12 protein-coding genes are annotated in these 12665 nt (G+C 61.3%); 4 read left to right on the top strand and 8 right to left on the bottom strand.

Annotated features, from left to right (window positions below; all coding sequences use genetic code 11):
* Positions 1–207: 207 nt before the first annotated feature.
* Entirely contained in the window at positions 208–1473 is a 1266-nt protein-coding gene (locus BM235_RS09000; RefSeq protein WP_090111827.1) for an alkaline phosphatase, read from the bottom strand.
* Between the two features lie 194 nt (positions 1474–1667).
* Between BM235_RS09000 and BM235_RS08995 the strand changes: the two genes are divergently transcribed.
* From BM235_RS08995 to BM235_RS08985, 3 genes are read left to right on the top strand one after another with little or no spacing between them, the layout of a single operon-like run.
* Positions 1668–3596, top strand: a complete 1929-nt coding sequence (locus BM235_RS08995; RefSeq protein WP_090111825.1) for a DUF2334 domain-containing protein — start codon at positions 1668–1670, stop codon at positions 3594–3596.
* 17 nt (positions 3597–3613) lie between these two features.
* Positions 3614–4852 carry a glycosyltransferase family 2 protein gene (locus tag BM235_RS08990; protein ID WP_090111823.1) on the top strand — a complete coding sequence of 413 codons (1239 nt, stop codon included), beginning with the start codon at positions 3614–3616 and terminating at the stop codon, positions 4850–4852.
* Positions 4853–4888: 36 nt separating this feature from the next.
* A complete protein-coding gene (locus tag BM235_RS08985) occupies positions 4889–6073 on the top strand; it encodes a cyclic nucleotide-binding domain-containing protein (protein ID WP_090111821.1) in 1185 nt (394 codons plus the stop codon).
* A 36-nt stretch (positions 6074–6109) separates the two neighbouring features.
* Here the strand turns inward: BM235_RS08985 and BM235_RS08980 are convergent, their stop codons facing one another.
* The 7 genes from BM235_RS08980 to BM235_RS08950 all read right to left on the bottom strand — a co-directional run bounded on the left by BM235_RS08980 (position 6110) and on the right by BM235_RS08950 (position 10957).
* Entirely contained in the window at positions 6110–6730 is a 621-nt protein-coding gene (locus tag BM235_RS08980) for a Uma2 family endonuclease (RefSeq protein ID WP_090111819.1), read from the bottom strand.
* A gap of 143 nt (positions 6731–6873) precedes the next feature.
* Positions 6874–7215, bottom strand: a complete 342-nt coding sequence (locus BM235_RS08975) for a DUF1801 domain-containing protein (RefSeq protein ID WP_090111817.1) — start codon at positions 7213–7215, stop codon at positions 6874–6876.
* 80 nt (positions 7216–7295) lie between these two features.
* Positions 7296–7736, bottom strand: coding sequence for a YciI family protein (locus tag BM235_RS08970; RefSeq protein ID WP_090111815.1), 441 nt, complete (start codon positions 7734–7736; stop codon positions 7296–7298).
* A gap of 36 nt (positions 7737–7772) precedes the next feature.
* Complete coding sequence (locus BM235_RS08965; RefSeq protein WP_090111813.1) at positions 7773–8579, bottom strand: alpha/beta fold hydrolase; 807 nt, start codon at positions 8577–8579, stop codon at positions 7773–7775.
* 27 nt (positions 8580–8606) lie between these two features.
* Positions 8607–9872 (bottom strand): RNA polymerase sigma factor, encoded by a 1266-nt coding sequence (locus tag BM235_RS08960; protein WP_090111811.1) that lies wholly within the window; start codon positions 9870–9872, stop codon positions 8607–8609.
* On the bottom strand, positions 9869–10303 hold the full coding sequence (locus tag BM235_RS08955; protein ID WP_090111809.1) for a YciI family protein: 435 nt from the start codon (positions 10301–10303) through the stop codon (positions 9869–9871). Before BM235_RS08955 ends, BM235_RS08960 begins: the two co-directional genes overlap by 4 nt.
* Positions 10304–10438: 135 nt before the next feature.
* Positions 10439–10957 (bottom strand): GNAT family N-acetyltransferase, encoded by a 519-nt coding sequence (locus tag BM235_RS08950; protein WP_255374243.1) that lies wholly within the window; start codon positions 10955–10957, stop codon positions 10439–10441.
* A 175-nt stretch (positions 10958–11132) separates the two neighbouring features.
* Here BM235_RS08950 and BM235_RS08945 point away from each other — a divergent pair, with 175 nt between their 5' ends.
* Entirely contained in the window at positions 11133–12518 is a 1386-nt protein-coding gene (locus BM235_RS08945; RefSeq protein ID WP_090111807.1) for a PPK2 family polyphosphate kinase, read from the top strand.
* The last annotated feature ends 147 nt before the right edge of the window (positions 12519–12665 follow it).

Here is a 12665-nt window from a genome sequence, read left to right as displayed (position 1 = left end):
AAAACCGTGTAACTTAGACGGTTGGCGGAACGAGAGTGGCAAGTTGGCCGGAAAAACCGTGTAACTTAGGCGGTTGGCGGAGCGAGAGTAGCGAGTTGGCCGGAAATGTAAAAAAGGTACAGTTACCCGCGTTTCCGAGGGACTGTACCTTTTCGGTTCAGCGGCTCTTTCAGAGGTCAGCGCTGCCGTTCTTTTCGCGCGCGAAGCTTACTTGCCCTTGATCCCTAGCGCTTGCTTAAGCTTCGTGAACACTTCCGTGTTCTCGTAGATGCCGGTGAAGAGCTGAGCATTGCGACCCATAGCCGTAATCGGCACGTCGACCGCCGTGTGGCCGGAAGTCGTCCAGTCGACGACGAAGTTATGGTCGGAGCCGACGATTTGGAACGGTCCGTCTTCCTTGGAGATGCCGTCGCCCGACTCGTCTTCCGCGTTTGCTTCCTCGATCGAGAAACCGCCGGTCTCGTGGTCGGCGAGCACCAGTACGAGCGTTTCCGGGTGCTTCTTGGCGAAGTCCTTGGCGACCTGGACGGCCTGGTCCAGCTGCTGGCCGGCTTTGATCGTCATCTTGGCGTTGTTCTGGTGAGCGAACTCGTCCGTGCCTTCTTCTTCGACCATCAGGAAGAAGCCTTTTTTATTCGCGGACAGCGTATCGATCGCTTTCTTGGTCATCTCGGGCAGGGAAACGATCGGGTTGTAGATGTCGCCTTCGCCTTCGGGCTTTTGCTGGAACATCTCTTCATTGGAGAACAGGCCAAGCAGCTTGCCGCCTTTCGCTTTTTGCAGATCCGCCTTATTCGAGACGTAGCTGTAGCCAAGCGATTTGGCCTTGTCGATCAGGTTGCCTTGCGTGCCCTTGCTCTTCTCCGAAGGATCCTCGGCAGGCTCGTCCTGGAATTTGCCCGGGTTGCCCGCAGGGTACCAGAAGTCCTCGCCGCCGCCAAGAATGACGTCGATCTTGCTCTTGGTCAAATATTGCAGCGCGATGTCGCTCTGTTTGGAGCGGTCTTCGACGTGCGCGCCGAAGGCCGCGCCGGTAGCGTCGGTGACTTGGCTCGTCGTGACGACGCCGGTCGATTTGCCTTTATCCTTAGCGTATTCCATGATCGTCTTGACCGATTTTTTGTTGGCGTCCATGCCGATCGCGCCGTTATAAGTCTTGACGCCGCTAGCATAGGCGGTCGCGGAAGCTGCCGAATCCGTGACCGGCACCGTGGAGCTCGTATGAATCAATCCGACGTAAGGCATGGCGTCCATCGCCAGATTTCCCTTCTCGCCGACTGTCGCCAGGCGGATGGCATCGCGCTGCGCGGCACCCATGCCGTCTCCGACGAACAGGATGACATTTTGCGTTTGAGGGGATGCGGCGTCCGCGCGGTCCTGCGGCTGAGCCGTGACGGCGCTGGCTGTCAGAATGGCTGCCGTCATCGTGCCGGCCAGCGTTGCCTTGAATACTTTCTTGTCTCGAAGTTTCATAGTTTCCCCTCCACATTTGGTATACAAGCTTATACTAGAACGCTTTCGTTAAGCGCGTGTTTAGAATTTGTCTGCCCCACGTAAAATGCCGACGATTTTCAGTTTACAACAAGCCGGCATTTGCTATAGTAGAGAGTGCGCTTGCGGCGTCCGCCGCAAGCGATAGGAAGCAATTGAACTGAGGGACTGGCGAGTTGAAACGAAAACGATGGAAGTGGGCGGGCATCATCGCCGGCGGCACGGCAGTGGCCGTCGCCGCGACCGCGTACGCATTAACGTACACGGGCACGAATATTTTTCCGAACAAAGATAAGCATCACGCCATGCTTCGGCTCGAGGACATCGGGGCCGGCGGCGAATACGGCACGCCGGAAGGCCTCGGCAAGCTGCGCGCGGTGCTTGAATATATTGAATCCGAAGACATTCCCTTTCAAATGGCCGTCATTCCGCGAAGCATCAGCCTGGGCAACGACGGCGTCTGGCAAGAGCGCGGCATCGACGATCCGCAGCCCGATGCCGTCACGCAGTCGCTGGTCCGGCTGCTCAGGCAAGCCGAGGACAACGGCGGCGCGCTGGGCATGCACGGTTACACGCACCAATATGGAGATACCGTCATGAAGGGCGGCGGCCAGAACTCCGGCACCGGCTACGAATTCAAGGTTCCCGGCGCGTCCGAGACCAAGGATACCGGATACGCGGCCGCTCGCATCGAGAGCAGCCTGGCGGCCTTCGAGCGGGCCGGGCTCCGCCCCGCCTTCTGGGAATCGCCGCATTACCGGGATACGCGCGCGCAGGAGAAGGTGTTCCGCTCCTATGTCGGCATCCTCTACGAGCCGGACCTGTTCTCCCTCCGTTCCTTCAAGGACATGAACATGTACGAGAGCCGCAACACGTACGGACAGGACAGCCTCGGCTCGGTCTACGTGCCCGCTCCCCTTAGTTATATTACGGACGACGCTTCGGTGGACAAGCTGCTTCGAAAGGCGAAAACATACGACGGGCTGGCCTCGCTCTTTTTCCACCCGTTCCTCGAGTTTCCCGCGCTGGAGCCGGTGAAGGGCGCGGACGGCCGGACGCTGATGAAGGACGGTCTGCCGGTCTACCGGTACAAAGGGGACGGTTCCCCATCCAAACTGCACAAGATCGTGGAGGGGCTCAGCCGGGAGGGCTACCGATGGCTGTCGTTGAATGAGGTCGTTCCCTTCACGCCGGCTCATCGGGTGACGCTGCCGCTCGGCACGGCCGCGGACGACGTGCTGCTGGGAGACGTGACCGGGAGCGGGCATGCGGACGTCGTCGTGCGCGAGGCGCATCGGATCTCGGTCATCCCCGGCGACTACGACTTGCCGCGCAACCGGCCTCAGGCGGCGGCCCAAGTCTGGCTCAAGGCCGAATTCCCGCCGCAAGAGCGGATGCTGCTGGCCGATATGGACGCCGACGGCAGGCAGGATCTCGTCGCGTACGATCCCGGGACGGGGGCAATCAGCGTCAGCCGGGCAGACGACGGACGGTTCGCCGCGCCCGTGTCCGCGGGCACGCTGTCGGCAGGCATCGACAGGCTGCTGCCGATGCGAGAGCAGAACGGCGAGACCGCCTTGCTAGCGAGCCGCGACGGAAGCCTCTCCTTGATTGCGTACGAAGACGGCCGCTTCGCTGCTTCCGCCGAACGGCTGGCTGCGCTGCCGGCGGACGCCGCGCTCTATGCGGGCCGCTTCCTGAGCAAGGACCGCGACGACGCGCTTTATGCGTCCTCGTCGGAAGGCGGCTTGTCCATCGTTCCGGCGAACGCGGAGAACTCGTCCGGGCAATCCCCCGTAGCCGTGACGGGCTTCGTCCTGAAAAAGGGCGAGCAGCTGCTGATCGGCGATACGGATGGAGACGGTCTCGACGACCTCGTCGCGTATGCAGCGAAAACCGGCGTCTGGCGCGTTTACGCGAACGAAGGCGGCGGCCGGTTCGAGCCGCTCGACAACGCCTACGGCCCTTGGGCCGCGGGGCGCAGCCGCATCGGAATCGCCGCCGACTTCGACGGCAACGGCAAGACCGACATCGCCGCTTACGATGCGCGTTCGCGCGCGCTTGACCTTTCCCTTTCTTTTCGCACCCCTAGACCGACACCTTAATCCGAGAGGAAATCATCATGCGCACCTTGTTTATGCTGCTCGCGGACGCTTGCCAGGTTATTATTTTCGCCGTCACGGCCTATCAGATTTTCATCAGCTTGGCGGGCTTCAGACGGAAGGCCGACACAGGCCGCAAACACGCGCCTAACCGAACGTTCGCGATTCTGGTCGCCGCGCACAACGAAGAAAAGGTCATCGGACCGCTGCTGGACAATTTGAACCGCCTCGATTATCCGAAGGATTTGTACGACGTGTTCGTCGTCGCCGACAACTGCACGGACGGCACGGCGCGGACCGCCGCATCGTTCGGCGCGACCGTCATGGAGCGCTTCGACAAGGTCCGCATCGGCAAGGGCTACGCCATGGGATGGGTGCTGGAGCGCCTCTGGCAGCGCGAGCGCCAGTACGATGCCGTCCTCGTATTCGATGCGGACAACCTGGTCAGCGCGGGCTTCCTGCGCGAAATGAACGACAAGCTGTCGGACGGCCACCGCGTCATCCAGAGCTATGTCGAGACCAAAAATCCATACGACTCCTGGGTCTCCCTTTCTTACGCGATCACCTATTGGTTCATCAACCGGATGTGGCAGCAGGCCAGACACAACTGGGGGATGGTCAGCACGCTAGCCGGCACCGGCATGTGCTTCGAGGCGAACCTGCTGAAGGAGATGGGCTGGAACGCCACCTCGCTCACCGAGGACGTCGAATTCACGGCGCGCTGCATCGAGCGCGAGATCTATCCGACCTGGGCGCCGGACGCCATCGTCTACGACGAGAAGCCGGTCACGCTCGCCAGCTCCGTCCGCCAGCGCCTGCGCTGGATGCGCGGACATACCGATTGCGCGCGCAGGTTCATGTTGCCGCTGTTCGTTCGCGCCATGCGCACGCGCAAGTTCGCCCTGTTCGACGCGGTCATGTACTTGTTCCAGCCGATCCGGTTCCTGTTCGTCGCGGCCGTCTGGGTCATGTCCTACCTCCAGCTCGCCACCCCGCTCTCCGAGCAGGTCGAGGTGCTGCGGCTCGTCCCCGACTGGGCGTGGATCGCCCTCAACGCCGCGCTGTTCCTGCAATTCCCGCTCGTCATGGCCATCGAGAAGCGGCCGCTCAAATCCTATCTGGGACTGATTCTTTTCCCCGTTTTCCAGTTTACCTGGTTCCCGATCACGCTGGTCGGACTGTTCACCTTCAACAAGAAAACCTGGAATCACACGGTTCACACGCGCGCGATCCGGATCGAAGACATTAACCGTCCCTGACGGTCCGCTCAACTTGAAGATAGGAGCCTTGCACCCATGACGACGATCGGACTTGACAGATTGCAAGCTTCCATTCAGTCCAACCCTCTTTTTCAATCGATGACCGAAGACGAGATCGCCGGCATCGCCGAAATCTCCGAGGTTGCCGAGCTGTCCGCGGGCACGGTATTTATCAGGGAGGGCGAAACGGACAAAGCATTATACCTGGTGGAAAGAGGAAACGTGGAAGTCGTGAAGGCGGAGCCGGGCTCGGGGAATTGGCTCGTACTGGCGACGCTCGGCGCAGGGACGTGCATCGGGGAAACCTCGATCCTCGAGGGAAACGTGGCGCGGACGGCTACCGTCAGAACCGCCGAGCCTTCTGCGCTGATCCGGATCGATCCGGAACGGATGATCGGCGATCGCGCCTTCGATTCGGTCCGCATCAAGCTGCTCAACCATGTCGCCGCTTCGCTGACCGGCAAGCTCGACGCCACCAACAACATGACCGTCGCCGCGATGAAAAACGATCTGGAGACGAACAAAGCCCGAATCGCCATGGGCCTTTTTACCGTCAATCTCTTGTTTATGCTGGGCATCTACACGCTTGCGCTCAAATCGCTGAATACGCTCGTCATCAACTTTGGCTCGAATCTGATCTCTATCGCGATACTGGCTTTGATGTCGGCCGTCATGTTCATCATGATCAAGAAAAGCGGCTACCCGATGAAAACGTTCGGCCTGACGCTGGAAGATTGGCGCGGCGTCCTTTGGCGCAGCTTCCTGATGACGCTGCCGCTGCTGGCCGTCATCGCCCTGCTGAAAGGGGTCGTGCTGTACATGCATCCGGAGATCGACGACCAGGTGTTCAGCATCATCCCGATCATCGAGGGGCGGAAGGTGGACAGCACCTTTTACATTTACGGCTTGGCCTATGCGCTGTTCTGCCCGGTGCAGGAGTTCATCTCGCGCAGCGGCATCCAATCCTCGCTGCAGAACTTCCTGCCGCCGACCCGGAGCCGCACCTGGATCGCGATCGTCCTGTCGAACCTCATGTTCTCTACGGCGCACTCGCATCTCAACCTCACGTTCGCGCTGCTGACTTTTTTCCCCGGTCTCTATTGGGGTTGGATGTACGCGCGCCAGCGCTCGCTCCTCGGCGCTTCCGTCTCCCACGTCATGGTCGGCGTCTGGATCTTTTTTATCGTCGGGATCGAAGGGATCTGGAACGCGCTGTTCTAGTCGGCGGCGTAAAGCCGATGCTGGAAGGGCGGCGATTCAGTTCGAGGACAGCAGCCGCCGCAGGGTCGGATCGTCGAACAGCCCGGCGACCGTGAACGACACGCAGGGGAGCCTGTCCGACGTTACCGCTTCTTCGCCTTCGTACACGCGGCTTAGCTCCAAGCGATCGCCCGTCAGCAGATGCTGTTCCAAGGTCTGGGCGCCTGGATCCAGAATCCAATACTCCGGCACGCCGTGCTTTTCATAGATTCGCAGCTTGCGGACGCGGTCCCTGTGACGCGAGCCGGGCGACAGAATCTCGACGACGAGGTCCGGAGGCCCTTCGATGCCCCGCTTGGTCACGATGTCGGCGCGCTCCGGACGAACAAAGATCAGGTCGGGCTGCACCACGTTCGTAGGACTGAGGATGACATCAAGCGGCGCGCTCAAAATGAGATGTTCAGCTCTGCAACCGCTAGCCAGCGTGAACTGCAAATTGTAACTTAAAATCTGATGCGAGGTATTCGGCCCCGGCGACATAAGCTCCAGCGAGCCGTCCAGCACTTCGTAGCGCAAGCCGTCGTCCGGCATCGCGGCATAAATGTCGTACGTCACCTGCTGCTCGCCGACCCGGTCCTCCGGTCGTTTCTTATCCTCCGGTCGTTTCTTGTGATCCATCCCAAGCTTCCTCCTCACAGAAAAGCCCCGTCAAAGCGACACGGTTCGTGTTCGGCTCTGACGGGGCGCTTCCCCGTTTCTTTCATTGATTCGATTATGTCCAAAAATGGCAGATCTGTCAACGATCAATCGCCCGTCGTCTTTTAAAGCGAGGCCGAAGCTTGTTTGAGCAGATCCGCCAGTTCTTCCTTGTTCACGTCCTGCGTCTTCCCGATCTTGATCGTCTTGCGCTCGGGCGGTCCGCTCCAGGCCCCTTCGGGGAACGCGATGCCCTCGGCATTAAAAATCGTGTAGCTTACCGCGTCCTTCGACGTCGAAATGACGGCGGCATACTTGCCGTTTTTGAGGTAATGGGGCTTTTTGTACTGCATGCGCTCCAGCGCGTCCGGAATGGCCTCCAAGGTAATCTCCCGCAGCGCATTGCAGCGCTCGGCTTGCCATGGCTCTTTGAGATCGGCGATGAATTGCGTGATTTCAGGGTTCATGTTAGCGGCTCCTTTTGTAAGGCAATGTGCGTATATGATTCATCGACGATCGGCGGCGGACGGAATCGACACGTTGCCCGCTAATCGTGCAAATTTCTTAAAGCGCCGATCTGGTCGCGCAGATCGGCCTCAATGGGGCTCAAGCCAGCGGCGAACGGCGGCTCGGCCGTCTCGCGAAGCCGGCGCAGCTCGATCCCGCCTTCCCCGAAGCCGTAGGGATCGGGCATCCTCGACGCCCAAGCGTATGCCTCCCGCTCCGAGTCGGCTTCCAGCAGCATGTACCCCGCGACCTGTCCTTCCGCGTCGCCGAACGGTCCCGCCGTCATCGCCGGCGGTCCGTCCGCCGCCGAATACGTCAGCCGAAGCCCTTCGGCGCTGGGCAGCAGGCTGGCGGACTCGATCAGGACGCCCGCCTCCTTCATCTCCCGGCTGTAAGCCGCGAATGCAGCGGCCCTGTCGCTCGACGGCTCGATCCCCGCTTCGAAGCGCGCGTTCGCCTTGATCAGGATCATAAATCGCATGAACGATCCCCTCCTTGCATGAATTTCAACGATGGCTCAAGCGAGGAAGAACGACTTCAGCACCGGCGCGAGCGCGTTCATCGATACGTTGTGATTCTGCCCTTCTAACAGACGCGACTCCCCGCGAGGCACGGCCTCGCCTACCTGCCGGACCGCCTCTTGAAGCGCAGCCGGGCTCTTGGCACCCCCGATCGCGAGCACCGGCATGCGGACCGAGGCGAGCCGCTCTACGGGCAGCGAATAGTCGCCCATGATCGAAGCGTCGTAAGGAAGCGTGTGGGCGACGGCGCGAAGCCGTGGCCAGAACGGCATGATTCGCATCATCGTTACCGCGAAGCCCGGGGCACCCATCAAGCGCAAGAAATATTTGACCGCTTCGTCCCTCCGCCCCTCCGCGATCAACCGCTCAAGCTGCGCCCGCTGCTCCGCAGGCGGAACCTCGCCCTTTCCGCCGGCCAGATACGGAGGCTCATAGAGCGCGAGCCGGACCATCCCGACGTCGCTCGCCGCAGCCTCCAGCGCCAGCGCCGCGCCGGAGGACAGCCCCCACATGCGCGCGTCGCCGCCGTTCGCCGCGATGACAGCCTCGAGATCCTCGACTTCCCGCCGGACCGCGTACGTTTTCTGATCCCCGCTGTCCCCTCGGCCCCGCCTGTCGTAATTGACGACCGTAAAGTCCGATGCCAGAAGGCCGGCCAGCTTTTGCAGCCCCGGGAACGTTCGGTAGCTGAACGCGCCCCCCACCAATATCACTACCGGTCCTTTGCCGACCGCATCGTAAGCGATCCGCGTCCCGTCTTTGGATACGGCAAATCGCGCCGTCCGGCTCGAGTCGCTCTTCATCGTCCGTCCAATCCTCGCTTCTAAATGTCATTGTCGTATGTCCCGATCCGCGCATTCCGCCGCGCGTCGGCGCATCAGATCCTGCTCTCTCAAATTTTGCGTCATGGAGGCGGCCCGCTCGAACGCCGCCCGCGCCTCCTCCATGCGCCCGAGCTTCGCGAGCAGATCCCCGCGGACGCTCGGCAGCAGGTAGTAATCTTTTAAAGCGGGCTCGTCGGCCAACTGGTCGACGATCTGCAGCCCGATCCCAGGGCCGAACGCCATCGCGATCGCGACGGCGCGGTTCAGCTCGACGACCGGCGAAGGCGCCGCGCGCGACAACGCCTCGTAGAGCGCCGCGATCCGGGCCCAGTCGGTGTCGCCGGGCGTCAGCGCCTGCGCGTGGCAGGCGGCGATCGCGGCTTGCAGCGCGTACGGTCCGAGCGGACGGCCGAGGCGCCTGGCGCGCTCGAGCGCGGCCAATCCGCGGCGGATCAGGAGCCGGTCCCATAGCGCGCGGTTCTGGTCCATAAGCAGAATCGGCTCGCCGGACGGACCTATGCGGGTCTTAAAGCGCGACGACTGGATCTCCATCAGGGCGACCAAGCCGTGAACCTCGGGCTCGCGCGGCGCGACCTCCGCCAGCATCCGGCCGAGACGCAGCGCCTCCTGGCAGAGCGTCGGCCGGATCCAGCTCCCGCCTGCGGTGGCCGAGTACCCTTCGTTGTACATCAGATAGACGACCTCGAGCACCGAGGAGAGGCGTTCTTCCAGCTCCTTCCCCTCAGGTACGTCAAGCTTCACGCGCGCCGCGCTCAGCGTCTTCTTCGCCCGGACGATCCGCTGCGCGACGGTCGGCTCGGGGACGAGATACGCATGCGCGATCTCGTCCGTCGTCAAGCCGCCCAGCAGCCGCAAGGTCAGCGCGACGCGCGCTTCCCGCGAGAGCGAAGGGTGGCAGGTGGCGAAGATAAGCCGGAGCAGCTCGTCGCCGATCTCGCCCGTCTCCGTTTCCACGTCGTCTTCCGTAAACAAAGGGCTGGCGCGGCCGTACTCTTCGTACTTACGGTCCCGTAGCTTGTTCCTCCGAAGCAGATCGATCGCGCGGCGCTTCGCCGTCGTCATCAGCCAAGCCCCCGGGTTGTCCGGAATGCCCGTCTCCGGCCACCGCTCGAGCGCGATCAAGAGCGCATCCTGCGCCAGGTCCTCCGCCAGGCCGACATCGCGCACCATCGTCGCCAGGCGCGCGATCAGCTTGGCCGATTCGATTCGCCAGACGGCGTCGATCGCGCGATGCGCGGCCTGGTCGCTCATGCCTTTCTCGGTCCTTCAAGCCGCTCGCGCAGCGCCTGCTCTTTGGCCAACATCTCCGGATCCTGCGTCAGGTCGGACATGTCGAAGATCTGCCGAAGCTCGATCTGGCCTTGCCCGTACCCGTGCGGATCCGGCATCCGAAGCGCCCACTCGACCGCTTCTTCCTTCGACTTCACCTCGATCATCGTGAATCCTGCGATAATCTCCTTCGCCTCGGTGAACGGGCCGTCCGTAATTTTGGGTTTGCCTCCCGCCTCCGGGTAGGAGATCCGAATGGCCGACGAAGTGGGATGGAGCCCGTCGGCGGCCACCAGGACGCCTGCCTTGGCGAGCTCCTCGTTGTAACGCTGCATCGCCGCCACCAGTTCCTCGCTGGGCATAACGCCCGCTTCCGAATCCGACGTACCTTTGACGATCATCATAAAACGCATGTGTTTTCCTCCTTTTGACTGGGAGTCGCAGCCGTTTTCGACTGGCGCTTCCTTTGCTTTCATAATCACGACGAATGCCCGCCCGCCGAATCGACATGGATTCGAAAATATTTTTTATGCCCGTCCGAATATCGATCAAAGCCGCAGCGCCATGAGATCCTCGTCGAAGTACCGCCCGCCATGCTTGATCGCGCGCCGCTCCACGCCATAGATCTCGAAGCCGATGGAAGCATAGAGCCGTTTGGCCGCCAAGTTATCCGACATGACAGTCAGGTTGAGCTGTTCCATGCCGTCGAGCGCACGAGCTCTTCCGATGAGATCGAGCATCAGCGCTCTGCCGACGCCTGCGCCACGCGCATCGGGAGCCACGTACACGCCGTACACGTTGCCTTTGTGCGCGGTCTTCATGCCCTCCTCCCGGACGAACGACGCGATACCGACCAACGCCCCGTTGCCCTCGCGGCCAGCGGCGCCCAGCACGAACTTTTTAGCGCCGGGCTTGATCCGTTCGGCGAATGTTTCCAACGTGAACCGCGCCTCCCGATCATAGGTCGATCCGTACGCGTCCGGGTCGCTCTTGAGCGCGTTTAAACGAATTTGCCGATACACGCCGGCGTCCGCCTCTTCCAGAACGCGAATAAGCAAGCCGTTCATCCCCTTTTCGCCGCCCGGTTTCCGTTATTAGCCAAATCATAACATGGAACGCGCTTTAAGAGACAGCCTAGCCAGCTCGCTTATTGCGTTTCTAGTTTTAAGGCATAGAGTGCTATAATTGTAGAAACGAGCACCTGGTCAGACCCATATTCGAGCGAAAATCGGAGGAGAGCGCATGGCCGACCGCACCAGGCTTGACCGCAAGCGTCACGTTTCCCTGAAGGATTTCGACCCCCGCGATACGGGCGATATCGAGAACAAAGAACAGGTGGAGGCGGAGATCGAGGATCTTCGCGACAGATTGCAGGAAGCGCAAGAAAAGCTGTATGCGAGCCGTTCGCACGGCGTACTGATCGTGTTCCAGGGAATGGATTGCAGCGGCAAGGACGGCACGGTGAAAAAGGTGTTGTCCGCTCTCAACCCGCAAGGCTACCGCGCCGAGAGTTTCAAGACGCCGACCGCGGAGGAAGCCTCCCACGACTTTTTGTGGCGAACCCACAAGCTGGTCCCGCAAAAGGGATACATCGCCTCCTTCAACCGCTCCTATTACGAGGAAGTGCTGATCACCCGCGTTCATGGCAATATCGACAAAAAAGAGACGGCGCGCCGCCTCGAACATATCAAAAACTTCGAAAAGCTGCTCGCGGATAGCGGCGTGCTGGTCATCAAAATCTTTCTTCATATTTCCAAAGAATTCCAACTTGAGAAGCTGCACGATCGGCTGACCCGCCCCGAGAAGCTGTGGAAGTTCGATCCGAACGACCTCAAGGAACGGCAGCATTGGGACGAGTACGTGCGCGCTTACGAAGACGTCTTCGAGGCGACCGGCACGAAGCGCAACCCGTGGCATATCGTCCCCGCCGACAAGCGCTGGTACCGCGATTATCGCGTGCTGAAAATTATTACCGAAGCGTTCGAGTCGCTGGACCTCGCTTATCCGAAGATCGATATCGAGCGTTTCGGGGAGCTGGATCTGGACGACGAAACGCGCGCGAAGCTGACAGCCGCTAAGCGCAAGGAAGCCAAAGGCGAAACTGGCGATGAGCGCCATAAGGCGGCGGAGGCAGATGCTGCGGAGGATCGGGCGACCAAGGCTGGCGAGCAAGCAGCCGACGAGAAAGCGACGGTTGTCGGCGACGAACGATCGGACGCTGGCGAGGAAGCTGCGGAAAGCAAGGCGGCGGATATCGGCGACGAACGGTCGGACGCTGGCGAGGAAGCTGCGGAGAGCAAGGCGGCGGATATCGGCGTGAAGGCTGCCCATCGCGAGCCTGCGGAAGTTAGCCTGAAGACTGCGGAGGGCAAAACGGCGAGAGTCCGCAGGAAAGCTGCCGATGGCGAAGCACCGAATGCCGGCCGGAAAGCAGCGGGCGAGAAACCGGCTGAGATCGGCGAGACAGCAGCGCCTGGAACGCGGAAGACTGCCGGGAGGCCGAGGGGTGCGAGGAAGCAAGCGCCGGCAGCCGAGGTGACGATGTCTGCTGCGGTTGAGGACGCTCCAATCGAGCCGAACGCGCCGAAGCCGCCGAGCAAACGGGGCCGGAGGCCGAAAGAAAGCTAGCAAACGTAAAGGACCTGCCGGGTAAGACGGCAGGTTCTTTGTTTTGGGAGGCTACGCGGAGGTAGGCGCAGCCTCTCCGAGCCCGCATCGCCTTCTCTACAGAAGGCGATTGGCTTTGCGCTGCCCTCTCAGCCTGCATCGCCTTCT

This window comes from Cohnella sp. OV330 (genome assembly GCF_900112065.1).
GTDB lineage: Bacteria > Bacillota > Bacilli > Paenibacillales > Paenibacillaceae > Cohnella.
The sequence above is the reverse complement of the archived record's forward strand: the minus strand, read 5'-3'. Positions and strand labels throughout refer to the sequence as shown.